Annotated in this window: 22 protein-coding genes; 8 read left to right on the top strand and 14 right to left on the bottom strand. The window is 68.2% G+C overall.

Features of this window, described 5'->3' with window-relative positions; translation table 11 throughout:
* Nucleotides 1-10 precede the first annotated feature (10 nt).
* Both AC0WR5_RS15225 and AC0WR5_RS15220 read left to right on the top strand, forming a co-directional pair.
* On the top strand, nucleotides 11-1,015 hold the full coding sequence (locus tag AC0WR5_RS15225) for an ABC transporter ATP-binding protein (protein ID WP_475864360.1): 1,005 nt from the start codon (nucleotides 11-13) through the stop codon (nucleotides 1,013-1,015).
* Nucleotides 1,008-1,985: an ABC transporter ATP-binding protein gene (locus AC0WR5_RS15220; RefSeq protein WP_475864358.1), complete on the top strand. Its 978-nt coding sequence runs from the start codon at nucleotides 1,008-1,010 to the stop codon at nucleotides 1,983-1,985. The genes AC0WR5_RS15225 and AC0WR5_RS15220 overlap by 8 nt, the downstream gene beginning before the upstream one ends.
* A 113-nt stretch (nucleotides 1,986-2,098) precedes the next feature.
* Here the strand turns inward: AC0WR5_RS15220 and AC0WR5_RS15215 are convergent, their stop codons facing one another.
* Together AC0WR5_RS15215 and AC0WR5_RS15210 are read right to left on the bottom strand one after the other, a co-directional pair.
* Complete coding sequence (locus AC0WR5_RS15215) at nucleotides 2,099-2,305, bottom strand: cold-shock protein (RefSeq protein WP_119839374.1); 207 nt, start codon at nucleotides 2,303-2,305, stop codon at nucleotides 2,099-2,101.
* Between the two features lie 200 nt (nucleotides 2,306-2,505).
* Nucleotides 2,506-3,294: an IclR family transcriptional regulator domain-containing protein gene (locus AC0WR5_RS15210; protein WP_475864357.1), complete on the bottom strand. Its 789-nt coding sequence runs from the start codon at nucleotides 3,292-3,294 to the stop codon at nucleotides 2,506-2,508.
* A gap of 327 nt (nucleotides 3,295-3,621) precedes the next feature.
* Here AC0WR5_RS15210 and arcC point away from each other — a divergent pair, with 327 nt between their 5' ends.
* The gene (arcC, locus tag AC0WR5_RS15205) at nucleotides 3,622-4,545 is read left to right on the top strand and encodes a carbamate kinase (RefSeq protein ID WP_475864355.1); all 924 of its coding nucleotides are present in this window, start codon (nucleotides 3,622-3,624) and stop codon (nucleotides 4,543-4,545) included.
* Entirely contained in the window at nucleotides 4,542-5,348 is an 807-nt protein-coding gene (locus tag AC0WR5_RS15200) for an oxamate carbamoyltransferase subunit AllH family protein (RefSeq protein ID WP_475864353.1), read from the top strand. Before arcC ends, AC0WR5_RS15200 begins: the two co-directional genes overlap by 4 nt.
* On the opposite strand, the gene AC0WR5_RS15195 is transcribed toward AC0WR5_RS15200, so the two are convergent.
* The 4 genes from AC0WR5_RS15195 to AC0WR5_RS15180 are packed head-to-tail and all read right to left on the bottom strand — an operon-like array spanning nucleotide 5,324 to nucleotide 10,202.
* Nucleotides 5,324-6,760, bottom strand: a complete 1,437-nt coding sequence (locus tag AC0WR5_RS15195; protein WP_475864352.1) for an amidohydrolase family protein — start codon at nucleotides 6,758-6,760, stop codon at nucleotides 5,324-5,326. The two genes, AC0WR5_RS15200 and AC0WR5_RS15195, sit on opposite strands and share 25 nt — an antisense overlap.
* 2 nt (nucleotides 6,761-6,762) lie before the next feature.
* On the bottom strand, nucleotides 6,763-7,593 hold the full coding sequence (locus AC0WR5_RS15190) for an ABC transporter permease (RefSeq protein ID WP_475864350.1): 831 nt from the start codon (nucleotides 7,591-7,593) through the stop codon (nucleotides 6,763-6,765).
* A 52-nt stretch (nucleotides 7,594-7,645) separates the two neighbouring features.
* On the bottom strand, nucleotides 7,646-8,569 hold the full coding sequence (locus tag AC0WR5_RS15185) for an ABC transporter permease (protein WP_475864349.1): 924 nt from the start codon (nucleotides 8,567-8,569) through the stop codon (nucleotides 7,646-7,648).
* A gap of 19 nt (nucleotides 8,570-8,588) precedes the next feature.
* On the bottom strand, nucleotides 8,589-10,202 hold the full coding sequence (locus tag AC0WR5_RS15180; RefSeq protein WP_475864347.1) for an ABC transporter substrate-binding protein: 1,614 nt from the start codon (nucleotides 10,200-10,202) through the stop codon (nucleotides 8,589-8,591).
* 109 nt (nucleotides 10,203-10,311) lie between these two features.
* On the opposite strand from AC0WR5_RS15180, the gene AC0WR5_RS15175 reads away from it, so the two are divergent.
* The gene (locus AC0WR5_RS15175) at nucleotides 10,312-10,716 is read left to right on the top strand and encodes a GlcG/HbpS family heme-binding protein (RefSeq protein ID WP_475864346.1); all 405 of its coding nucleotides are present in this window, start codon (nucleotides 10,312-10,314) and stop codon (nucleotides 10,714-10,716) included.
* Nucleotides 10,717-10,733: 17 nt separating this feature from the next.
* On the opposite strand, the gene AC0WR5_RS15170 is transcribed toward AC0WR5_RS15175, so the two are convergent.
* Nucleotides 10,734-11,738, bottom strand: coding sequence for a DUF808 domain-containing protein (locus AC0WR5_RS15170; protein ID WP_475864345.1), 1,005 nt, complete (start codon nucleotides 11,736-11,738; stop codon nucleotides 10,734-10,736).
* 205 nt (nucleotides 11,739-11,943) lie between these two features.
* On the opposite strand from AC0WR5_RS15170, the gene AC0WR5_RS15165 reads away from it, so the two are divergent.
* A complete protein-coding gene (locus tag AC0WR5_RS15165; RefSeq protein ID WP_475864344.1) occupies nucleotides 11,944-12,726 on the top strand; it encodes a transglutaminase-like domain-containing protein in 783 nt (260 codons plus the stop codon).
* Between the two features lie 197 nt (nucleotides 12,727-12,923).
* On the opposite strand, the gene AC0WR5_RS15160 is transcribed toward AC0WR5_RS15165, so the two are convergent.
* The 7 genes from AC0WR5_RS15160 to AC0WR5_RS15130 all read right to left on the bottom strand — a co-directional run bounded on the left by AC0WR5_RS15160 (nucleotide 12,924) and on the right by AC0WR5_RS15130 (nucleotide 20,160).
* Nucleotides 12,924-14,165: an NAD(P)/FAD-dependent oxidoreductase gene (locus tag AC0WR5_RS15160; protein WP_475864342.1), complete on the bottom strand. Its 1,242-nt coding sequence runs from the start codon at nucleotides 14,163-14,165 to the stop codon at nucleotides 12,924-12,926.
* A gap of 186 nt (nucleotides 14,166-14,351) precedes the next feature.
* Complete coding sequence (gene htpX / locus AC0WR5_RS15155) at nucleotides 14,352-15,344, bottom strand: zinc metalloprotease HtpX (RefSeq protein ID WP_475864340.1); 993 nt, start codon at nucleotides 15,342-15,344, stop codon at nucleotides 14,352-14,354.
* Between the two features lie 230 nt (nucleotides 15,345-15,574).
* The gene (locus AC0WR5_RS15150) at nucleotides 15,575-16,522 is read right to left on the bottom strand and encodes a nucleoside hydrolase (protein WP_475864339.1); all 948 of its coding nucleotides are present in this window, start codon (nucleotides 16,520-16,522) and stop codon (nucleotides 15,575-15,577) included.
* Between the two features lie 2 nt (nucleotides 16,523-16,524).
* Nucleotides 16,525-17,355, bottom strand: a complete 831-nt coding sequence (locus AC0WR5_RS15145; protein WP_475864337.1) for a nucleoside phosphorylase — start codon at nucleotides 17,353-17,355, stop codon at nucleotides 16,525-16,527.
* A 235-nt stretch (nucleotides 17,356-17,590) separates the two neighbouring features.
* Complete coding sequence (locus AC0WR5_RS15140; protein WP_475864336.1) at nucleotides 17,591-18,556, bottom strand: ABC transporter substrate-binding protein; 966 nt, start codon at nucleotides 18,554-18,556, stop codon at nucleotides 17,591-17,593.
* Between the two features lie 37 nt (nucleotides 18,557-18,593).
* Entirely contained in the window at nucleotides 18,594-19,367 is a 774-nt protein-coding gene (locus AC0WR5_RS15135) for an ABC transporter permease (RefSeq protein ID WP_475864335.1), read from the bottom strand.
* A complete protein-coding gene (locus tag AC0WR5_RS15130; RefSeq protein ID WP_475864334.1) occupies nucleotides 19,360-20,160 on the bottom strand; it encodes an ABC transporter ATP-binding protein in 801 nt (266 codons plus the stop codon). Before AC0WR5_RS15130 ends, AC0WR5_RS15135 begins: the two co-directional genes overlap by 8 nt.
* A gap of 190 nt (nucleotides 20,161-20,350) precedes the next feature.
* Here AC0WR5_RS15130 and AC0WR5_RS15125 point away from each other — a divergent pair, with 190 nt between their 5' ends.
* Together AC0WR5_RS15125 and AC0WR5_RS15120 are read left to right on the top strand one after the other, a co-directional pair.
* On the top strand, nucleotides 20,351-21,271 hold the full coding sequence (locus tag AC0WR5_RS15125; RefSeq protein ID WP_475864332.1) for a LysR family transcriptional regulator: 921 nt from the start codon (nucleotides 20,351-20,353) through the stop codon (nucleotides 21,269-21,271).
* A gap of 111 nt (nucleotides 21,272-21,382) precedes the next feature.
* Nucleotides 21,383-22,225, top strand: coding sequence for a fumarylacetoacetate hydrolase family protein (locus AC0WR5_RS15120; protein ID WP_475864331.1), 843 nt, complete (start codon nucleotides 21,383-21,385; stop codon nucleotides 22,223-22,225).
* Nucleotides 22,226-22,376 lie beyond the last annotated feature (151 nt).

Genomic DNA, 22,376 nt, shown 5'->3' with positions numbered 1-22,376 from the left:
GCCCGAGCCGATGACACCGCTGCTGAGCATCGAGAACCTGAATGTCACCTTCGGCACCGGCCCGGGGGCGGTGCGTGCCGTGTGCGACCTGTCCTTTGACGTCGGGCGCGGCGAGATCGTGGCCCTTGTGGGCGAGAGCGGATCGGGCAAGTCGAACGCCGTGCTGGCGCTGCTCGACCTGGTGCGCGAGCCGGGGCGGCGCGAGGTGGGGCGGATCGTCTTTGACGGCAGCGACATCGCCGGGTTGAGCCAAAAGCAGATGCGCGCCATCCGCGGCAAGCGCATCGCGATGATCTTCCAGGATCCGATGACGGCGCTCAATCCGCTGCTGACCATCGGGCGGCAGATGACGGACCTTGCGCGCGAGCAGCTTGGCCTTGGCAAGGCGGAGGCGCGGGCGCGCAGCCTGGAAATGCTGGAAAAGGTGGGGATCACCGCGCCGGAAAGCCGGATGAAGAGCTATCCGCACCAGCTCTCGGGCGGGATCCGGCAGCGGGCGATGATCGCCATGGCGCTGCTGGGCGCGCCGGACCTGCTGATCGCGGACGAGCCGACGACGGCGCTCGACGTGACGATCCAGGCGCAGATCATCGAACTGGTCAAGGGGCTGCAGGCCGAGTTCGGCATGTCGATCCTGTGGATCACCCATGACCTTGGGGTGGTGGCGGCGCTGGCCGACCGGGTGATCGTGATGTACGCGGGCACCCGGATCGAGGACGGGCCGGCGGTGCGGGTCTTCAACGCCACGGGGCACCCCTATACCGAGGCGCTGCTGGCCTCGATGCCGCGGGTCGACCGCAAGCCTGAGGGCGCGCTGAAGGCGCTGCCGGCGGGGGGCGCGGCGCCGGAGGGCGGCTGCCTGTTCGCCGGGCGCTGTGCCCATGCGGTGGCGCAGTGCCGCGAGAGCCTGCCGCCGCTGGCCGAGCTGACGCCCGGACACATGGCGGCGTGCTGGCGGCCCGATCGGCATGACAGCGAGCGGCATGACAGGACGGGGGAGGCCGCCCATGGCTGAAGAGACATTGATCGAGGTGCAGGACCTGCAGGTGCATTTCGAGGTGGGCCGGCGCAGCATGGTGACGGGCCAGGTGCCGATGTTGCGCGCGGTGGACGGCGTGACGCTGGCGATCCGGCGCGGCGAGACGCTGGGCCTGGTGGGCGAGAGCGGCTGTGGCAAGTCGACGGTCGGCCGCGCGGTGCTGAACCTGACGGCGCCCACCGGCGGGCGGGTGATCTTTGACGGCCAGCCGCTGACCCGGGTGTCGGGGCGGCAGATGCGCGCGATGCGCAAGCGCATGCAGATGGTTTACCAGGATCCCTATGCCTCGCTGAACCCGCGGATGAAGATCCGCGACATCCTGAACGAGCCGCTGCATGTGCACGGCCTGGCCAGGGGGCCGGCGCGCGAGGCGCGGATCGTCGAGCTGCTGGAACAGGTGGGCCTCGATGCCACGGCGCTCGACCGGTTTCCGCACGAGTTTTCCGGCGGCCAGCGTCAGCGGGTGGGCATTGCCCGCGCCCTGGCGGTGGAGCCCGAGTTCATCGTGCTCGACGAGAGCATCTCGGCGCTGGACGTGTCAATCCAGGCGCAGATCATCAACCTGCTGAAGGACCTGCAGAAACGCACCGGCGTGACCTTCCTGTTCATCAGCCACGACATGGCGGTGGTGCGGCACATGTCGGACCGGGTGGCGGTGATGTACCTGGGCGCGGTGGTCGAGCTGGCCCCGAGTGAGGCGCTCTATGAAAACCCGCGCCATCCCTACACGCGGGCGCTGCTGAAATCGGTGCCGGTGCCGCAGGTGAGCGAGGCGGGCAAGCCGGTGCTGGAGGGGATTCGCGGCGAGCTTGGCAACCCGATGGAGGAGGTGCCGGGCTGTCGGTTCTGCAACCGCTGCCCGATGGTCGAGGCGCGCTGCCGGGCAGAGGCGCCGGCGCTGCGGGTGCTGGAAAGCGGCCATTTCGCGGCCTGCCATTTCGCCTGAGGGGCGGTGGCTTCGGGCGCATTTGCGCGGGGCAGGTCACGGGCCTGACCCCCTGAAACGAAAAACGCGGCGCCCGAGGGCACCGCGTTTTCCGATTTAGCGATCGCTGAGGCTTATGCCAGGGCGATGTTCGAAGCCGATTCACGACCGTCACGGCCGGATTCGATGTCGAAGGTCACTTTCTGGTTGTCCGCCAGGCCGGTCAGGCCTGCGCGTTCAACGGCAGAGATGTGCACGAAGACATCCTTGCTGCCGCCATCGGGTGCGATGAAACCAAAACCTTTAGTGGTGTTGAACCATTTTACGGTGCCAGTGGCCATATCCGTAGTCTCCTGTAAGAGGTGCTGCCCGCGGTATGCGACAGCTCGGCGTGGTCGGTCCGGATCGAAAGACTGAGCGCCGTATTAGGGAGACAGTGGTCGATAAAGAAAAACGTTAGCCAAGCCCTGATAACATGTCTGGGTGATAAGTCCAGAGATGTTTTCCCGAAAGGTTGAAACTCTCGCGGAGCGGGTGGCGCTCAGGGCATCGTGTGGCCGAGTTCCTCGGCGGCGATCTTCATCTCGGGCAGGGCATCGGCGATCAGCTTCTCGGTCGAGACGATGGAGGAGAAGGTGAAGGTGTTGAGGCTGCCCATGATGTGGCCGCGCATGTTGAAGACGGGCACGGCGAGGGAGCGGATGCCGGGAGCCATTTCCTGATCGACGAGGGCGTAGCCCTGGGCGCGGATGCGGTCGAGCTCCTGGCGCATGGCGTCGATGGTGGTGATGGCGCGGTCGGTGGCGGGGGCGAACTCCATCTCGGCCAGGATCGCCTCGCGCCGGTCCTCCTCCATCATCGCGACGATGCAGCGCCCGGCCGAGGCATAGGCCAGCGGAAAGCGCCGCCCGATGGTGAGGGCGGGGGAGTGGAACTCGTCGGTATTGGCGGAGGCGACGTGGATGATGTGATCCTGGTCGAAGATGCCGAGCGCCACCGGGAAGCCGGAGTGGTCGCGGATGCGGTCGAGGTAGAACTGCGCCTTTTCCGCCAGCGGCATGGAGGAGAGGTAGGAATAGCCGAGATCCATGACCTTTGGCGTCAGGCGGAAGAGCCGGCCGTTCTGGGCGACGAAGCCCAGGTTGGCCAGCGTCAGCAGGTAGCGCCGGGCGCCGGCACGGTCCATGCCGGTCTTCTCGGCGACCTGGGTGAGCGTCATTTCCGGGTCGGTCTTGTCGAAGGCCATGATGATGTTCAGGCCATGGACGAGCGAGCCGACGAGGGGCTTCGACTTGGGCGCGGCATCGGTGTCGGTATCGGTCTTGGTCACGAAGAAGTCCCGTTTCTGTACTGAGCCCCGCATATCATCCGGCGCCGCCGAGGGCAGGGGGATTCCGGTGCGGTGCGGCGATTTCGCCCTGCTTTGGCGGGCAATGCGCGCCGTGGTGCCACCTTGCAAGGCAGCGCGCGGGGGGCCGGCGTGCACGTTGCGCGGGTGCGCACCCGCGCCGCTGCCGCAGCTTTGGGCAGCCGCGGCGTGGCGGGCAGGCAGGGGCGGCAGATCATGGCGTTACTCCATGCAAACTATAGTGCATTATGCGAACAATTGTCCGGACATGGCAAGCCCGCATAGGGTTGGCCCGCAGGAAGGACACAGATGAAACTCGTGATAGCGCTGGGCGGCAATGCCCTGATGCAGCGCGGCGAACCGGCGAGCACGGCGACGCAGCAGAAGAATGCCCGGCAGGCGGCGGGCGCCCTGGCCGAGGTGGCCCGCACCCATCAGTTGATCCTGACCCATGGCAACGGCCCGCAGGTGGGGCTGCTGGCGATGCAGGCGCAGGCGCTGGGCGGGCCGGGGGTATACGGTTTCGACGTGATGACCGCCGCGACGGGCGGGATGATCGGCTATATGCTGGAGCAGGAGCTGGGCAATATCCTGGGCTATGACGTGCCGGTGGCGACGATCCTGACGCGGGTCGAGGTGGATGCCGATGACCCGGAATTCGGCGATCCGAGCAAGTTCGTGGGCCCTGGCATGGCCCGCGAGGCGGCAGAGGCGCTTGCGGCAGGGCACGGTTGGCAGTTCCGGCAGGACGGCGACGACTGGCGCCGGGTGGTGCCCTCGCCGCAGCCGAAGCGGATCCTGTGGCACAGGCCGATCCGCTGGCTGCTGGAACAGAACGCGGTGGTGATCTGCGCCGGGGGCGGCGGGATCCCGGTGATCGAGACGGAGAGCGGCATGCAGGGGGTGGACGCGGTGATCGACAAGGACAGGGCCTCGGCGCTGCTGGCCGAGCGGATCCCGGCGGATCTCTTCGTGATCGCGACCGACGTGGAGGGGGTTTTCGTGAATTACGGCAAACCCGACCAGCGGGTGCTGGAGGAAGTGACGCCCGATCAGCTCGACGCGCTGGGCTTTTCGCGGGGCTCGATGGGGCCCAAGGTGGAGGCCGCGCAGCGATTCGTGCGCGCGACCGGCAAGACCGCGGTGATCGGGGCGCTCGACCGGATCGGCGAGATCGTGGCGGGGCGCTCGGGCACCCGGGTGGTGCCAGAACGCGCGGCGGCACTGGCATGAGCCTGCGGGTTTCCCGATGGCTGGCGCTGCGGCTGCGGGGCGCGGAGGGGCCGGTGGAGCCGCTGGCGCGGTTCGACCGGCACGGCTACCTGCATCTGGAAACGCCCCGGGGCGGTCAGGTCGTGATGCTGAGCAGGTGGGACGCCGGGCCGCTGAGCGTGATGGCGGAACCCTTTGACGGGATCGGCGGCGCGGCGCTGAAGGGCGGCGTGCTGCGCCTTGGCGCGCGGCGGCTGGACCTGGAGGCGGCGGAGACATTCGACAGCGGTCTGCCGGAGGGTGCCGCGATGCCGGATCATGCCGCGCTGGCCGTGGCGGCGCGGGGGCGGGGCCATGCCTCGCCCTGGCTGGCGGCGGTGCTGGGCGAGACGGGGGACTGGCCGGTGGCGCCGGAGGCGCTGGCCGCGGCAGTGATCGCGCGGGACGGCGCGGCGTTGGGCCGGGCGGCAGGGGCGCTGCTGGGCCTCGGCGCCGGGCTGACCCCGGCGGGCGATGATTTCCTGATGGGGATGATGACTGGGCTCTGGTTGAGCGAGGGCAGGGCGGCGGCAGAGCTCTGCGCGCCGGTCCATGCGGCTGCGGAGGGCGCGACGACGACGATTTCCTGCGCCTTCATGGCGGCCGCGGCCGAGGGGCAGGTGAGCGCGGACTGGCAGGCGCTGATCTGCGGTGGGCCGGGGACGCAGGCGGGGGCGCTGGCCCGCGTGATGGCCAAGGGCCACAGCTCGGGCGCGGATACGCTGGCGGGGTTTCTCTGGGCCGGCGCCCTGCTGAGCGATCAGGTGGCGGCGCGGCGCATGTAGGGGGCGACGGCGCGCAGCAGCGCGTCGAAGTCGCCCGGCTGATCGGGGATCTGCGCGGCCAGATCTGCCACCAGGGCCTCTTCGGTCAGGTTCCCATGGGCACCATCGGTGATCACCGGCGCGCCGGCCACGTAGACGTGGCGCACGTGATCGGGGCGGGCCCAGTAGATCAGCCGGTCGAAGATATCTTCGGGCTGCATCAGGCCGGGCGAGAAGATCTCCGAGGCATCAAGGAGCACGACATCGGCCTGCTGTCCGGGCAGGAGGGTGCCGAGATCGGGCTGCGCCGTGGCGCGGGCACCCTGCACCGTGGCCATGGCAAGGACCTCTCGCGCGGAGAGCGTGCCGTGCAGCCGGTGGGCGAGGCGCATTTCCTGGAACATGTCGGCGGTGTCGTTGATCCCGGCGCTGTCGAGGCCCATGGCCACGGTGACACCGCCGTCGATCATGGCGCGCACCGGCGCGATGCCGGAACGCAGGCGCAGGTTCGAGCTGACGTTGGTGACGACGGCGGCACCGGCGCGGGCCATTTCGGCAATGTCGGCGCTGTCCATCTGGGTGCAATGGGCGGCAGAGGCGGCGCCGTCGAGGGCGCCGAGGCTGGCGAGATGGGCGATCATGGCGCCGGGGCCGCCGAAGGCCGCGCGGTCGCGGCCCTGATAGCGGCTCTCCAGCAGGTGCATCTGCGAGGCGAGGCCGAGGCTGCGGCCAAGGTCGGCCACCTGCTTGAGCTGTTCGTCGCTGCTCCAGTGCGCGGAGATGACACCGGCCATCATGCGGGTGAGGCCGAGTGACGTGTCGGCGGCGGCGGCGCGCAGCAGATCGGCCCAGGCCGTCATGTCGAAGGGGGTGCCGCGACGGTTCAGGTAGGCCTGTGCCTGGACCTGAAGCTCTGCGGGCATGTCGGGCACAACGGCGCGCAGCAGCGAGACGGTGGCGGGCCGGTCCATGGCGGAGAGCACGATGGAGGCGCGCATCCCGGCGGCGGCATAGCCCGCGCGGACGGCGGCGAGATACTCGGCGCTGTTGCCCGGATGGTAGTAGGAATTGACCGTGGTGGTGATGCCCGAGCGGAGCTGACGCAGGGCCGAAAGGCGCGTGTCGGTGCCCGGATCGAGCATGGGCAGGCGCATCAGCGAGAGGATCCAGGGCTCGAGCACGTCATCGTCGATGCCGAGGCTGAGAGGCGAGATGCCGCGGCCATGGTCGTGGGCGTTGATCAGCCCGGGGATGGCGATGGCCTGCGGATCGCCCTGAACGGGCAGGTCGGGGTGGGCGGCGCGCAGCGCCTCGAAGGGGCCGGTCTCTTCGATGCGGGCCCCGTCGATCAGCAGGGCGCCACCCGGGATCACGCCGGGCTGCGCGGTGGGATCGGTGACCAGCAGGCCGGACCGGAGGAGAAAGCGGGCCATGATCAGACCTTCATCCTGGGGTCGAGGATATCGCGGATCGCGTCGCCCAGCAGGTTCGACGAGAGCACGATGAAGAGGATGGCGATGCCGGGGAAGATCGCGGCCCAGGGGGCATCCCACATCACGTCGCGGCCATCCGAGAGCATGGCGCCCCATTCGGCGGCGGGCGGCGCCGCGCCGAGGCCGAGGAAGCTGAGGCCGGTGGCCGACAGGAGCGCCCAGCCGTAGGACATGGAGGCCAGCACGATGATCGGGGGCAGGGCATTGGGCAGCACGTGGCGGAAGATGATGCGCAGGTCGGAGCAGCCGGTGGAACGGGCGGCGTCGATGTAGACCTCCTGCTTGATCGTCAGGACCGAGCCGCGCGAGACGCGGGCGAATTCGGTGATGCCGCCGATGCCCACGGCGATGATCACGTTGACCAGGCCGGTGCCCAGCATGGCGACGATGGACATGGCCAGCAGGATGCCCGGAAAGGCCATCATGACGTCGATGATACGCATGACGATATTGTCGAAACGGCCGCCGTAATAGCCCGAGATCAGCCCGATGGTGGCCCCGATGGAGACCGAGATGGCCACGGCGAAGAGGCCGATGACGAGCGAGATCCGCGCCCCGTAGAGGATGCGCGAGAAGACGTCGCGCCCGGAGAGATCGGTGCCCATGAGGTGATCGGCGCTGGGCGGCAGCATCGAATCGAGGATCTGCGCATCATAGGGATCATAGGGCGCGATATGCGGCGCGAAGATCGCCAGCAGGGCGAAGAGGCCCAGGATCGCGATGGCGAAACGCGCGGTGCGGTGGCGATAGCAGGCGCGGGTGAAGGTCAGCATATGGGGCATCCTGCGCCGGCAGGCGGGCGCGGCAGGGAGGGGAAGGGGGGCATCAGTCGAAGCGGATTTTCGGGTCGATCATGGCATAGAGCACGTCGACGAAGATGTTCAGCACCACGTAGAAGAGCGCGGTGAAGAGCACCGTGCCCTGCACCAGCGGCAGGTCGTTGGTGTTGATCGCGTCGACCAGCACGGAGCCGAGACCCTTGCGGGAGAAGGCGGCCTCTATGAAGAAGGCGCCGGCGAAGAGCCAGCCGAACTGCAGCCCGATCATGGTGACCACGGAGACCAGCGCATTGGGCAGGGCGTGGCGGAACAGGATGTGCAGCTCGGGTTTGCCCTGGGCGCGGGCGGTCAGGATGTAATCCTGTTTCAGCACGTCGATCATGTTGGAGCGGGTGGCGCGCGCGATGGTCGAGATGGCGCCGAGCGAGAGCGCGGCGACCGGCAGGATCAGCGTTTCGGGAGAGCCCTGGCCCGAGGCGGGCAGCAGGCCGAGCTTGACCGAGAAGATCATCACCAGCATCAGCCCGATCCAGAAGGCGGGCACCGAGACGGCGACGGCGGTGAAGCCCAGCACGAAACGGTCGTACCAGGAGCCGCGGAAGATGGCCGCAAAGGCGCCCATGGTGATGCCCGCCGGGATCGCCACCGCCATGGCCAGCGAGGCCAGCAGCAGGGTGGGGGGCAGGGCATCCATGATGGTGTCGAGCACCGGGCGGCTGGAGGTGAGGGAGCGCCCCATGTCGCCGGTCAGCAGGCTGCCGACATAGGAGAAATACTGCTGGTAGAGGGGCAGGTTGAGGCCGAGCTGTTCGCGCAGCTGCTCGATCTGGGCCTGGGTGGCACCGGAGCGGGCGAGCATGGTGCTGGCCGGGTCGCCCGGCAGCAGGTTCATCAGCAGGAAAGACAAGGTGACCACCCCGACGATGACCGGGATGGCCGATAGGCAACGCCTGAAGAAAAAGCGGATCACGCTGCAGGGTCTTTCCGGGTCAGTCTTCGCTCAGGGTCACGTCGTAGACGGAGGGCACGAGGCCGGTGGCGCCGAAGTCGAGATCCTGCACGCGGTTGGCCACGCCGATGGCCTGGGCGTAATCGTAGATCGGCAGGATGAGCGCGTTTTCCATGATCCGTTCCTGGGCCTGCTGATAGGCGGCAAGACGTTCGTCGGGATCGGTCGCGGCCTGTGCCTTCTCCAGCAGAGCGTCGAGTTCGGGGTCCTTGTACTTGGCGAAGGCAAAGCCGTCATCGGCGTTCTGCGAGGCGAAGTAGGGGATCAGGCTGTCGGCGGCGGCAAAGCCGGAGCCGCCGGTGAAGAGCATGTTGTGACTGCCCTGCTTGCCGGCCTCGATGCCCACGGAATAGGCCATCATCTCGAGCTGGACGTCGATGCCGAGCTTCTTCAGCGCCGATTGCAGGTAGATCGAGAAGGGTTCGGAATTGCCCCAGCCGGCCATCTGCACCTTGAGCACAAGCGGCTGGCCGTCCTTCTCGCGGATGCCGTCGCCGTCGCTGTCGGTCCAGCCGGCCTGATCGAGCAGGGCGGCGGCGGCCTCGGTGTCGAAGGGATACATGCCCTCGACGCCGGGCGCGTATTCCGGCGTGACGGCCGAGAGCGGGCCATTGGCCTTGGGGGCGACGCCGCGCATGATGGATTTCACCCCGGCCTCCATGTCGATGCCCTGCAGGATCGCCTTGCGCACGGCGGGATCATTGGTGGGGGCCAACTCGGTGTTCATGAACCAGTAGGCCGGCTGACCGGTGAGGCGCGAGAAGGCGACATCGTAGTCGGAGGAGGCCTCGACGCGCTTCAGCGAGGTGGGAAGCATGTCGAAGACCACGTCGAAATCGCCGGCCAGCAGGGCCACCGAACGCGAGGAGGGTTCCGGCAGGAAGCGCCATTCCAGCGTGTCGACCAGCGCCGGGCCGTCGTGATCGTAGATCGCGGGCGCCCAGGCGTAATCGGGGTTCTTCACCAGGGTGTAGTGATCGCCGATCTCGTATTCGGTGAACATGTAGGGGCCCGTGCCGGCCTGGTGCATGTGGTACTCGTCGCCCCATTTCTCGAGCGCGGTCGGAGAGGCCATCGCGAGGTAGGTCATGGAGAGGTTGAAGAGCAGCGAGGAGTTCGGCTGCGAGAGCGTCAGGCGCAACTTGTTGGGGGCAAGCACCTCGGCGTTCTCGACGTCGGAGATCAGCGATGCGGCCTTGAAGGACTGCGGGCCAAGGCCCTTGATCCGGCCGAGGTTGTAGGCGACGGCCTCGGCATCGAAGGGCGTGCCATCGTGGAAGGTGACGCCGTCGCGCAGGGTGAACTCATAGGTCAGCCCGTCGTCGGAGACGGTCCAGTCGGTGGCGAGGCCGGGCACGAAATCGCCCTCGGGCGTCTGGTAGACAAGCGTGTCGTAGACCGCGGAAAGCACCATCAGCACCTCCCATTTCACGTCGATATGCGGATCGAGGCGATTGGCAGCCTTGGTGCTTGCAAGCTTGAGGATGGTGGCTTCGCCCTCGGCGGATTGCGCCAGCACCCGGCCCGCGTAGCTCGACAGCATGAGGCTGCCGAAACCGGCGGCAAGCGCCGCCCGACGTGTGAGATTTACCATGCTTTCCCCGTGGATTTTTACCTGTTGTTGTCAGGGAAGTTGCGAAGGTGAACAAGTGTTGTCAATATGAACAAACTGAATGTGCTGTCACAAACCGGATATCTGCCCAATGAGCCTAAATCTTGACCAAGCCCGTACCGTCCTCTCGGCGGCCATCGCCAGCGCCCGGGAACATGACATCGCGGTCTGCGTGGCCGTCCTGGATGCCGGCGGGCGGCTGGTGGCCTTTGAACGCATGGACGGATCCAACTGGGCCAGCATCCACGGCTGCCAGGGCAAGGCGCTGACGGCGGCGGCCACGCGTTGCCGAAGCGGGGCGATTCCGGCGACCTCGGTGGTCATGCAGCGTATCGCGGAGCTGGAGGGGGGCAACATGATATATGCCCAGGGCGCGGTGCCGCTGATCCGCGATGGCGCATTGCTGGGCGCCGTGGGCGTGGGCGGGGCGAGCGCGGACCTCGACGAGGCCTGCGCGCTGGCCGCCGCGGCGGCGCTGGGCTGTGATCCGGTCTGAGGGGCGGGGCGGGCAGGTCAGCCGGCCTGGCCGTCCTCCTTGGCGCCGGCCTTGCCGCCGGGCAGCAGGGCCCGGATCCGCGCCACCAGCGGCGCGGTGACCTTGACCACCGGGATCAGCACCAAGCCGAGCGCCAGGCCCACCATGCCATCGAGAAAGGCGGTGACGATCCAGGCGACGGTGCCCGAGAGCGCCTGGGGCACCATGGCGCCCACGATGCCGGCGGCATGTTCGATGATCTCGGACGGGGCATGCCAGCCCAGATCGTGCAGCCCGTGCACGATGATCGAGCCACCGACCCAGATCATCGCGGCGGTGCCCACGACGACCAGCCCGCGCAGGAAGCCCGGCATGCCGCGCACGATGGCCAGGCCGGTGCGACGGGTGAAGGCCAGGCGACCGCGCTGGGCCATCGCCAGGCCCGCGTCGTCGGCCTTGACGATGATCGCCACGGCGCCATAGACCACGGCGGTGATGATCACGCCGGCCAGGGCCAGCGAGGCGGCCTCCATCAGGATGTTCAGGTCCTCCGGCAGGGCCGAGAGCGTGATCGTCATGATCTCGGCCGAGAGGATGAAATCGGTCTTGATCGCGCCCGAGACCTTCTTCTCCTCGAGATGGGGATCGCGTTCCTTCTCGGCCTCGAGGTCGGCCCTGGTATGGTCATGCGGCTTGATGCTGTGCCAGACCTTCTCGGCCCCCTCGAAGGCCAGGTAGGCGCCCCCCAGCATCAGCAGCGGAGAGATCAGCCCCGGCGCGAAGGTGGCCAGCAGCAGCGCGATGGGCAGCAGGAAGACGAGCTTGTTGCGCAGCGACCCCTTCGTGATCTTCCAGACGATGGGCACTTCGCGGTCGGCGGAGAACCCCTGGACGTATTTCGGTGCCACGGCGGCATCGTCGATCACGGCGCCGGCGGATTTGGAAGAGGCCTTGAGCGCCTGGGCCATGACATCGTCGACCGAGGCGGCGGCGACCTTTGCAATGGCTGCCACGTCGTCGAGAAGGGCGAGAAGACCGCTCATCAGGTTCACTTTCCGGGTTCTGAGGCCACGCCTGTCGCGCCGGCCGGGGGAGGTTTTTCGGTCTGGCAGAGGATAGCGCCGCGCGCCGCCGCGGCAACGGGGAAAGTTCCGCGGCGAAAAAGCCTGCCGGTGGTGCAATTCCCTTGCCTTTGGCGGGGAAAGCAACAGGTGTTGGCCAACTGGACGCAATCCGGAAGGGAACCCCATGCGCCTCGCGATCGACGTGACGATGCAATACGAGCTGGGAGGCGACCCGGTGGTCTTTCTCGCCATCGAGGCGGCGCGGATCCAGGGACAGTTCATCGAGGACGAGACGCTGCTGATCGACGCGGCCCAGGTCAACCGCATCGGCGGCGAGGCGGGCGTGGGCCAGCGCATCTGGGCCAGCATCAATGCCCCCGAGCTCAGGCTGAACTATCGCGCCCAGGTCGAGGTCAGCCGCCCCGATCCCTGGCTGCCCGGTATCGCCGCCGCCCCGGTGCAGATGCTGCCGGCCGAGGCGGTGACCTTCCTGCGGCCCTCGCGCTATTGCCAGAGCGACATGTTTCCCGCCTTCGTGACCCGTCATTTCGGGCATCTTCAGGGCGGTGCCAAGGTGGCCGCGATCCGCGACTGGGTCGGTGCCGAGATGAGCTATATCCCCGACAGCTCCGGGCCGGCGACCACGGCGCTCGACACTTTCGCCACCCGCCAGGGGGTCTGCCGCGACTATGCCCACATGGTCTGTGCCTTCTGCAGGGCGGCGCAGATCCCGGCGCGCTATGCCGCGGTCTATGGCCCCGACGTGCAGCCGCAGGATTTCCACGCCGTGGCCGAGGTCTGGCTGGAGGACGGCTGGCATATCGTCGATGCCACGGGCATGTGCCGCGCCGATGCGGCGGTGGTGATCGCGGTGGGCCGCGACGCGGGCGACATCGCCTTCATGGAGACATTCGCGCCGGCGCGCCTGCTCGACCAGCGGGTCGCAGTGCAGGTGCTACAGGGCTGAGGGCGCGCCCGCGGCCGGGGCAGGAGCCTCCGGCGGGGATATTTATGGCCAGATGAGAGAGCCGCTGCCCGTCCTCGCCCCGGCGCGCTGCCCCTTTCCGTTTCATCTTTCCGGAAATACGGCGGGGGAGGCCGCCGCAGGCGGGCGGGGGCAGAGCCCCCAGCCGCCGGGGCCGCAGGTGCTCCCATGGGCCCTCCTCAGGCGGCGCGCAGCCTGAGGGCCGGGGCGAGGGGCGACGCCAGCGGATCGTCGGCCCCCTCCATGACATTGCCCAGGATCCGGGCCGTGGTGGGCCCGAGGGTGAAGCCCTGGTGGCCATGGCCGAAGTGAAACCAGAGGCCGGCATGGCGCGGCGCCGCGCCCACCATGGGCAGCATGTCGGGCATGCAGGGGCGGGTGCCGAACCATTGCGGCTCTTCGACCTTTTCGCCCAGCTCGATCAGGTCGGTGACGCCGCGGGCGGCCACCTCGACCTGGCGCGGGGCGGCGGGGGCATCGCGGGCGACCAGTGCCGCGCCGGTGGTCAGGCGCAGCCCCTTTTGCATCGGCGCGATGACCACCCCGAAATCGGTGTCGAGGAAGGGCCGGTTGAGGGCGACGGGCGCCCGGTAATGGGCGTGGTAGCCGCGCTTGTAGATCATCGGGATCCTGTAGCCGAAGCCGCGCAGCAGTTCGGGCGACCAGGGGCCGAGCGCCACCACCACCTGCTCGGCGGGGATGGTGCCCTCGGCGCTTTCGACCTGCCAGCCGGCGCCCGCCTGCGACAGGCTGCCGGCCTCACCGATGAGGATACTCCCGCCGCGCTTCTCGAAGAGGGCGGCATAGGCATCGACCAGGCCGCCGGGGCTCGAGCAACTCCAGCTTTGCAGCCAGTGCACCGCGCCGGCCGGGGCCTTGCGGATCGCCGGTTCGCTGGCGGCATAGGCGCGGCCGTCCATGACATCGGCGGTGACGCCGTATTCGCGGTCCAGCCTGTCCAGGTCGCGGGTCAGCCTGTCGAAGGCGCGGGCATCGCGGAAGACGTCGACCAGCCCGGTGGGCGCCACCAGGTTGCCGGCGCCGGCGGCCTCGATCAGCGGGGCGTGATCCTCGGTGGCGCGATGGGTGAGCGGCGCGTAGGCGCGCGAGATCAGGCGGTGGCTGCTGCGCGAGGAACGTCGGAAGTAGGCCCAGAGCGCGGGCGCCATGCGGGCGACCTCTGCGGGAGACCAGCGCACGTCGTTCGATCGTCCCAGCGCGTAGGAGAGCAGCGTCGGCAGGTCGCGGGGCAGGGCATAGGGTTCGGCCGCCTCGGACTGGATGATGCCGGCATTGCCATAGCTGGTTTCCAGTCCGGGCGCGCGGCGGTCGATCACGGTCACGCCATGACCGCGGGCCTGCAGGTCGAGCGCGGTTGCGATGCCGACCATTCCGGCCCCCAGGACGATGATCTCTGACACGGATCTTCCCTTTCCCATCGTTGTCGGGGTCCGCAGGCGCGCGGCATGCGGACCGATGGCGGCACCATCAACGCAAGCGCGCCGGCATTCAAGCCGGCGCGCGCTGCCTTCGGGAAAGATCGGCGCAAAGGCGCCCCGGGACGGCTGCCGGGAGGTGAACTGCCGGGCAGAGCAGCCCGCGCAGCGTCAGCCCCAGGGCCCCGAGGGTTTGTCGGGCTTGCCTGCGGGGCGGCCCCGCGAGGGAGCCGCAGCGGGGCGGGAGGTGCCGCCCCAGGGGGCGCCGGTGCCGGTGCTGGCGGTTGCCGAGGGCGCGGTGAAGCGCGTGCCGGAACGCGGCGCACGATCATCCGGGCCGGCCATGACGCGCAGGGCTGCCACGCGGTTTTCCGTGGCCGGGTGGGTGGCAAAGAGGTTGTCGCGCTTGCCGCCGTGCAGCGGGTTGATGATGTACATGTGGGCGGTGGCGGGGTTGCGCTCGGCGGCGACATTGTCGATGCGCGCGGCGCCGGCCTGGATCCGTTCCAGCGCCGAGGCGAGCCAGAGCGGATGGCCACAGATCTGCGCGCCTTCCTTGTCGGCGGCATATTCGCGGGTGCGGCTGATCGCCATCTGCACCAGGGCCGCGGCCATGGGGGCCAGGATCATCATCGCCAGGGTGCCCAAGATGCCCATGCGTTCGCGCGAGCCGCCGAAGAAGAGGGCGAAGTTGGCCAGCATCGAGATGGCACCGGCAAAGGTGGCGGTGACGGTCATGATGGCGGTGTCATGGTGCTTGATATGCGCGAGCTCGTGGGCGATCACGCCGGCCAGCTCCTCGCGCGAGAGGGTGCGCATCAGGCCCGTCGTCACCGCCACTGCGGCGTTCTGAGGGTTGCGCCCGGTGGCAAAGGCGTTGGGCTGGTCGGTCTCGATCAGGTAGACGGCCGGCATCGGCAGGCCGGCGTTGGCGGCCAGGCCCGCGACGAGATCGCGGATGCCCGAGGTGTCGCCCTGCGAGAGCGGGCGCGCATTGTTCATGCGCAGCACCATCTGGTCGGATTTCCACCAGGTGAAGACGTTCATCGTGGCCGCGACGACAAAGGCGATGATCATGCCGCCGGAGCCGCCCAGCAGGTAGCCGAGCCCCATGAAGAGCGCGGTCATGGCGGCCATCAGCAGGGCTGTCTTGAAATACCCCATGTGTTCTCTCATCCGTTGCGGCCCGTAGGCGGGCCCGTTCGGGAAAGATATATGTGCTGAGCGGCCAGAGCCAAGGGGGAAGCCAAGGGGGGGCGCCGATGGAGGGGCGGCATGGGAGGCGGCATGGGCGCCGTTCGGCGGGCGCGGCCCCGGTGGGGGAGGAAGACCGCGGACGGCCCGGCACAGCACGGGGAGACTGTTGCGCACGGGCCGGACCGTCCGGGGACGGATCAGGCCGTGAAGGCCCGTTCCATCATTCGAAGGACGCCATCGGCATCCACTGCCACGGCGACCTGCTGTTCGGGGCGGCCATCCCATCCGTTGGGCGGATAGGGGGTGCCGGGATCGGACTGGATCGTCTGACCGGCGGCGATGCCGTCGCGGATCACGCGCACCGCACCGGCGCGGGTGGTGAAGAGCGAGGGATCGGCGGCATAGGCCACGGCCGAACTGTCGTGCACGTAGCAGCCGGTGAGGCCGAAGGCGGCGTGGTAGCCCATGTAGAGCTGCTTGGCCGCGGCCACGAGGGCAAGGCCCGCGTCATCGGAGGCGGCGGCCCAGCCCTCGAGCCGGGATTTCTCCAGCACCACCTGGCGGGTCACATCGAGGCCCACGGCCACCACCGGCCATTCGGCGCCGAAGATGATGTCGGCGGCGGTGGGATCGCCGATGATGTTGGCCTCGGCCGCAGGCGTCACGTTGCCGTTGTTGCCGCCAAAGGCGCCGCCCATGATCACCACCTGTTTCACCAGCGCCGCGATGCCCGGGTCATGGGCCAGCGCCAGCGCCAGGTTCGTCATCCGGCCGACGGCGATGATCGTCACCTCGCCGGGGTTGGCGCGCACCAGGTCCGCGATCAGCTGATGCGCCGGGCGCGGGTCGAGCGCGGGCAGCTCGCCCTCGGGCAGGGGAATGTCGCCAAGGCCGTTGTGGCCATGCACATGGGCGGGCGCCGGCCCCGCCTCGCCGGCGAGCGAGACGGCAGCCCCGCGCGCCACGGGGGCATCGAAGCCGTAGACCTGCTTCATCCAGAGGGCGTTGCGGGTGACGGTCTCGAGGTCGGCATTGCCGAAGATCGTGGTGACGCCGATCAGCTCGATCTGCGGCAGTTTCGCCAGCAGCAGCAGGGCGGTGGCGTCATCCACGCCGGGGTCGGTGTCGAAGATTACCTTGGTCATGTTCAGTCCAGCATGGCGGGGAAGAGGTATTTCTTGCCCGCGGCTTCCTTTTTCGCGTCCCAGCCGGCCAGGATCGCCACGGCGCGGCTTCCCACCTTGCAGGCGCGTTCGATCGCCGACTCCTTGTCGGCGCGTTCGTTGGTGATGCGGTTGGCGCCCACCGCACAGACCATCCCGCCGCGGAAGCCGAAGAGCTGACACAGGGTGAAGATCGTGGCGGCCTCCATCTCGAAATTGGCGACGCGGGCGCGGCGCAGGTCGTCGATGACGGTGGCCATGTGCGACTGGGTGAAGCCGCCGGGCATCGGGTTGACCTCGCCGGCATAGAAGCTGTCGACCGAGGCGGCGAGACCGACGTGGTAGCGGAAGCCCAGCTCTTCGCAGGCCTGGATCAGCGCCATGACGACCTCGTGGTCGGCGACGGCGGGATATTCCTTGCCCACGTAGGCATCGACGGTGCCGGTCAGGCGCAGGGCGCCGGAGGAGATGATCATGTCATCGGCGCGCATGTCGGGCTGCAGGGCGGCGCAGGTGCCGACGCGGATGAAGGTATCGGCGCCGCAGTTCGACAGCTCGTTCACCGCGATGTCGGTCGAGGGGCCGCCGACGCCGTGCGAACAGGCCGAGATGTCGACACCGTCGACCGTGCCGCGGATGCTGCGGAACTCGCGGTGATAGGCGACCTCGTCGAAGTGATCCCATTGTGCGCCGATCACGCTGACGCGGGCCGGATCGCCGGGCATCAGCACATAGCGGGCAACCTCGCCGGGCCTTGTCTTGAGGTGCATCTGCACCCCGCCGGGGTGGATCGGGGTATCGTGATCGTTGGGCATGGAGACCTCCTCTCGGGTCGTATGCGGGTCGAGTCCTGTGCGGGCGGCGGGCATCGGGCCGTGGCGCCGCGAAACGGGTGCACGAAGCGGACCGGAGGCCGGGGCTCCGGGCGGGCCGCAGGTGCGGAAGGAGATGGGACGGTCCCGCCGCGGATGGGCGGCGGGGCCTTGCCCCTGCCGGAAAGGCGGTCGTCTGCCCGGCAGGTGTGGCGGGACCCGTGACCGGGCGCCGTGGTTACTCGGTATAGACGTAGTCGGTGGAGTAGACCGTCGTCGGATCCACGGTGATGTCCATGCCGCCGTAGGTGTTCAGCACGTCGATCGTGTCGGCCACCACGTTGGTGTGGAAGGAGCAGGCGCCGTGTTCCTTGGCGAAATCGTCATAGACATAACTCTCCTGACGGCGGAGCTGCTCGGCCTGCTGCTCCGGCTCGAGCTGGTTGTTGTACTCCAGCACGGTCTGCACGGTCTCGTCCTGGTTGGCATAGGCGTAGTCGTAGCCCTTGACCGTGGCATCGACGAAGGCCTGCACCACGTCGGGGTGCGCCTCCATGTACTCGCGGGTGGTAAAGATCGCCTCGGCGCTGGTGTCGACGCCGTAGTCGGACGGCAGCATCACGCTGGTCTTGGTGCCGGCCAGTTCGACGGCGATGGGCTCGTTCACGGTAAAGCCGGTCTTGGCGTCGACGTTGCCGTTGATCAGCAGCTCGGTCGAGGGCGAGACGACCAGGTCGATGTCGTCGAGCGACACGCCCTCGCGGCCCAGCATCGCCTTGGTCAGGGTCCAGGGGCCACCCTCGTTATAGGCCAGCTTCTTGCCGATCAGGTCCTTGGGTTCGTTGATGTTCTCGCTGGCCAGGGTGATCACGCCGGCGGGGTGACGCTGGAAGCAGGCGCCGACCATCACCAGGTCCATGCCCTGCTGGGCGCCCATGACGATGCCGTTCACGTCGTTGGTGCCGAAGGTATTGGCACCCGAAGCCACCAGGGCGGTGGAGTTCAGGTTCGGCCCGCCGGGCAGGATCTCGACATCGAGGCCGGCATCCTCGTAGAAGCCCTTGGCATCGGCCATGACATAGCCGGCGGCCTGCACGTTGAGCAGCCAGGGCAGGCGCAGGGTGACCTTCTCGTTGGCCTGGGCGGCGGTCATCGAGCCGAGCGTGGCGGCCACGGCGAGGGAAAGGGCGAGGGCTTTTTTCATCTTGCGGTCTCTCTGTTGGGCGGTTGCTTGCTTGCAATCATGCGTCGATGCGGGCTTCGGGCCAGTAGAGGCAGAGCCGTTCGACGATCAGGACGAGGTAATAGAGGATCACCGTGGCCACGGCCGACATGACGATGGCGGCAAAGAGCATGGTGGAATCCATCTGGTAGCCGGCCGTCACGATCAGCGTGCCGATGCCGGTATTGGCGCCCGTGAATTCGGCCACGATGGCGCCCACCACGGCCATGGAGATCGAGATCTTGGCCGCGGCGAAGAGGAAGGGCAGGGCGGCATAGAGGCGCGCCTGCAGGAAGGTCTGGGCCTGGCTGGCGCCAAGGACCTGCATGAATTCAAGCTGTTGCGGGCTGACCGACCGCAGCCCCTTGACCGTGTTCACCAGCGTCGGGAAGAAGCAGATCAGCGCGGCGATGGCGACCTTGGGCGCAAGACCGTAGCCCAGCCAGATCGTCAGCAGCGGCGCGATGGCGATCACGGGAACCGTCTTGATGATGATGGCCCAGGGAAAGAGCGCGCGTTCGGCGGTGCGGGAATAGATGAAGAGCACCGAGAGCAGCACCGCCACCGCGGTGCCGACGAGAAAGCCGAGCACGGCGGCCACCATGGTGGCCTGCAGGTTCTGCATCAGCAGCGGCCATTGATCGATGATCTTGTCGAGGATGGCGGTGGGGGCGGGCAGCAGGAAGGCCGGCACCTCGAAGATCGTCACGGCGAGTTGCCAGATCACGGCCACGGCCACGAAGACGATGACCGGCGGCAGCAGGCCAAGCAGGGTGGAGCGGAACTTATTCATTGAGCAGCGCCTCCAGTTCGGCGACCTGGTCGAGGTAGGCCTCGGAGCGGCGCACGGCGGGATCGGTGGCGCGGGGATTGGCGACCTCGATCACGGCCTTTACGCGGCCGGGGCGCGGCGCCATGACCACGATCCGGTCCGAGAGATAGAGCGCCTCGGTGAGAGAATGGGTGACGAAGAGCACGGTGAGCGGGCGCGACTGCCAGATGCGGATCAGCTGGTCGTGCATCTCCTTGCGGGTGAATTCGTCAAGCGCGCCAAAGGGTTCGTCCATCATCAGGATCTCTGGCTCGTAGGAGAGCGCCCGGGCGATGGAGACCCGCTGGCGCATGCCGCCGGAGAGTTGCGCCGGGTAGTGATCCTCGAAGCCCTCGAGCTGCACCAGCTTCATCAGCTCGTGCGCGCGGGCCCGGCGGCGGGCGGCATCTAGGTGGCCGGTAACCTTCATCGGCATCTCGATGTTCCTGGCCGCGGTCTTCCACGGAAACAGGCCGGCCTCCTGGAAGACGAAGCCGAAGCGCCTCTTCTGCTGATAGGCGATGGTATCCTGGCCCATCACGCTGATCTGCCCCTCGGTGGGCGGCACCAGGTTCGAGATCGCGCGCAGCAGCGTCGACTTGCCGCAGCCCGAGCGCCCGATGATCGAGACGAACTCGCCCTGGGGGATGGTCAGGCTGACGTCGGAGAGCGCCTGCACCGGCCCGCGGGCGGTGTCGAAACGCATGGAGACATTGCGGATGTCGATCGCGGCCTGGCCGGGATCTTGGGGCGAAAGGGCGGCGGAACCTGGCATTGGGATCAGGGGGAACCTTGTACTGGAAGTTTTGGGCCGGGGCTGTGGGGGGCACGGGAGGCCGCCGTTCTGGCGCCAGCTCTGGCGGGTCGAGATCATGCTAGCCCCTTGCCGAAAGAGAGCACTAGCAGTAATTTTCGAGACAAGTGCTCTAATTTGGGCATCGCTTTGACGGCAGGGCAGGGGCATCATGGCCTATTTACGCACCGCGTACATCTATTTCGACCAGGCGATCCGCGACGGGTCGATCCGTCGCGCGGCCGAGAGCCTGAACGTGGCCTCCTCTGCGGTGAACCGCCAGCTGCTGCTGCTGGAGGAGGAGGCGGGCGTGCCGCTGTTTGAACGGCTGCCGCGGGGCATCCGGCCCACGGCGGCGGGGGAAATCATGCTGGGCTATGTGCGGCGCTGGCGCAGCGAGGGGCAGGCGCTGGACCGCGACATGGCGGCGCTGGCCGGCGGGGTGCGCGGCACGATCCGCATCGCGGCCGCGGAATCGATCACCGAGGACATCCTGCCGCGCAGCCTGGCCGAGCTGCAGCGCAGCTATCCGCTGGTGGATTACACGGTGATCTCGGGTGACAACTACAAGATCACCACCGAGCTGTTTGCCAAGGAAGCCGACCTTGTCGTGGCTTTCGACCTGCAGGATCACGTGCGCGCCGAGGTGCTGCATGCGGTTACCTCGCCGCTGGGGGTGATCTGCGCCCCCGACCATCCCTTTGCCGCGCGCGACCACGTGGCGCTGACCGACGTGCTGAGCGAGCCGCTGGTTGTGCCGGGGCACGACTGGCTTCAGCACTCGGGGCTGAACCCGCTGTTCCAGAGCGAGCGGTTCCACGCCCGCATCGTGGCCCAGGCCGAACGTCCCGGGATGCTCAAGAGCATGGTGGCGGCGGGGCTGGGCGTGGCCTTTCTGACCCATCTCGGCGTCGAGCAGGACGTGGCCGAGGGCAAGCTGGCCTGGCGGCCGCTGTCCGACCGGGCGATGAAACCTGCGGTGATCTCGCTGATGGTGCCGCGCCACCGGGTGCCGCCGCTCTGCACCATGGTCTTCATCGACATCCTGAAGCGCAACCTGAGCGCCGCGGCCAACGTGGTGCCGGCGACCTGAGGGAGCCCTGCGCGGGCTGGCCGGGCGGGACGACAGGCGTTAGGGTCGGCGCGCGCGGGGCCGGGGCCGCAGGGGGCACACCGGCCGGGAGAGCGCGAAAAGGAGAGGAAGATGAAGCTGTTACGTTATGGTGCCCCGGGTGCCGAAAAGCCCGGGATGCTGGATGGCGCGGGCACGCTGCGCGACCTGTCGGCCTATGTGCCCGATATCGCTGGTGCGGCGCTGGGCCCCACCGGGTTGGCGCGGATCGCGGCGCTCGATCCCGAGAGCCTGCCGGTGGTGGGCGGCAGCCCCCGGATCGGGCCCTGCGTGGCCGGCAGCAGCAAGTTCATCTGTGTCGGGCTGAATTATTCCGACCATGCCGCCGAGACCGGCATGGCGGTGCCGGAAGAGCCGATCATCTTCATGAAGGGCCTGTCTGCGATCTGCGGGCCGAACGACGACCTGGAGATCCCGCGGGGCAGCGAGAAGACCGACTGGGAGGTCGAGCTGGCCGTGGTGATCGGCAAGCCGGCGAAATACGTCAGCGAGGCCGAGGCGATGGACCACGTTGCGGGCTATTGCCTGGCCAATGACGTCTCGGAGCGCGCCTTCCAGATCGAGCGGGTGGGTCAGTGGACCAAGGGCAAGTCCGCCGACACCTTCGGGCCCATCGGCCCCTGGCTGGTGACCGCGGACGAGGTGCCGGACCCGCAGGACCTGAAGATGTGGTGTGACGTGAACGGCGAGCGCATGCAGGACGGCAGCAGCGCCACGATGATCTACGGCGTGCGCCACCTGGTCAGTTACCTGTCGCATTTCATGTCGCTGCAGCCCGGCGACATCATTTCCACCGGCACGCCCCCGGGTGTGGGCATGGGCATGACGCCGCAGCGGTTCCTGAAGCCGGGCGACGTGGTGGAAATGGGGATCGAGGGGCTGGGCACCCAGAAACAGACCTGCGTGGCGGGATGATCCGAAGCGGGCCTGATAGGAATGGCGTGAGGAAACAAGCTCCCTGAAACGGGAAGCGCCGGAGAAGGGGGACATCTTCTCCGGCGCATGCCGCCGCGTTCTTGGGGAAACGGGCGGCTTCCGATGACGGGATGTCAGGGACAGACAGCTA

Source organism: Pseudooceanicola sp. DL12 (genome assembly GCF_056270665.1).
This window is presented reverse-complemented; position numbering and strand designations above follow the sequence as displayed.

What these genes read in the sequence shown, in the direction of transcription:
- AC0WR5_RS15145 (WP_475864337.1), bottom strand. Translation starts at nt 17,355, where the DNA reads ATGCCCAACGATCACGATACCCCGATCCACCCCGGCGGGGTGCAGATG.
- AC0WR5_RS15130 (WP_475864334.1), bottom strand. Translation starts at nt 20,160, where the DNA reads ATGCCAGGTTCCGCCGCCCTTTCGCCCCAAGATCCCGGCCAGGCCGCG.
- AC0WR5_RS15195 (WP_475864352.1), bottom strand. Translation starts at nt 6,760, where the DNA reads ATGGCCCGCTTTCTCCTCCGGTCCGGCCTGCTGGTCACCGATCCCACC.
- htpX (WP_475864340.1), bottom strand. Translation starts at nt 15,344, where the DNA reads ATGGGGTATTTCAAGACAGCCCTGCTGATGGCCGCCATGACCGCGCTC.
- AC0WR5_RS15135 (WP_475864335.1), bottom strand. Translation starts at nt 19,367, where the DNA reads ATGAATAAGTTCCGCTCCACCCTGCTTGGCCTGCTGCCGCCGGTCATC.
- AC0WR5_RS15150 (WP_475864339.1), bottom strand. Translation starts at nt 16,522, where the DNA reads ATGACCAAGGTAATCTTCGACACCGACCCCGGCGTGGATGACGCCACC.
- AC0WR5_RS15140 (WP_475864336.1), bottom strand. Translation starts at nt 18,556, where the DNA reads ATGAAAAAAGCCCTCGCCCTTTCCCTCGCCGTGGCCGCCACGCTCGGC.
- AC0WR5_RS15200 (WP_475864353.1), top strand. Translation starts at nt 4,542, where the DNA reads ATGAGCCTGCGGGTTTCCCGATGGCTGGCGCTGCGGCTGCGGGGCGCG.
- AC0WR5_RS15180 (WP_475864347.1), bottom strand. Translation starts at nt 10,202, where the DNA reads ATGGTAAATCTCACACGTCGGGCGGCGCTTGCCGCCGGTTTCGGCAGC.
- AC0WR5_RS15225 (WP_475864360.1), top strand. Translation starts at nt 11, where the DNA reads ATGACACCGCTGCTGAGCATCGAGAACCTGAATGTCACCTTCGGCACC.
- AC0WR5_RS15220 (WP_475864358.1), top strand. Translation starts at nt 1,008, where the DNA reads ATGGCTGAAGAGACATTGATCGAGGTGCAGGACCTGCAGGTGCATTTC.
- AC0WR5_RS15165 (WP_475864344.1), top strand. Translation starts at nt 11,944, where the DNA reads ATGCGCCTCGCGATCGACGTGACGATGCAATACGAGCTGGGAGGCGAC.
- AC0WR5_RS15125 (WP_475864332.1), top strand. Translation starts at nt 20,351, where the DNA reads ATGGCCTATTTACGCACCGCGTACATCTATTTCGACCAGGCGATCCGC.
- AC0WR5_RS15190 (WP_475864350.1), bottom strand. Translation starts at nt 7,593, where the DNA reads ATGCTGACCTTCACCCGCGCCTGCTATCGCCACCGCACCGCGCGTTTC.
- AC0WR5_RS15170 (WP_475864345.1), bottom strand. Translation starts at nt 11,738, where the DNA reads ATGAGCGGTCTTCTCGCCCTTCTCGACGACGTGGCAGCCATTGCAAAG.
- arcC (WP_475864355.1), top strand. Translation starts at nt 3,622, where the DNA reads ATGAAACTCGTGATAGCGCTGGGCGGCAATGCCCTGATGCAGCGCGGC.
- AC0WR5_RS15120 (WP_475864331.1), top strand. Translation starts at nt 21,383, where the DNA reads ATGAAGCTGTTACGTTATGGTGCCCCGGGTGCCGAAAAGCCCGGGATG.
- AC0WR5_RS15175 (WP_475864346.1), top strand. Translation starts at nt 10,312, where the DNA reads ATGAGCCTAAATCTTGACCAAGCCCGTACCGTCCTCTCGGCGGCCATC.
- AC0WR5_RS15215 (WP_119839374.1), bottom strand. Translation starts at nt 2,305, where the DNA reads ATGGCCACTGGCACCGTAAAATGGTTCAACACCACTAAAGGTTTTGGT.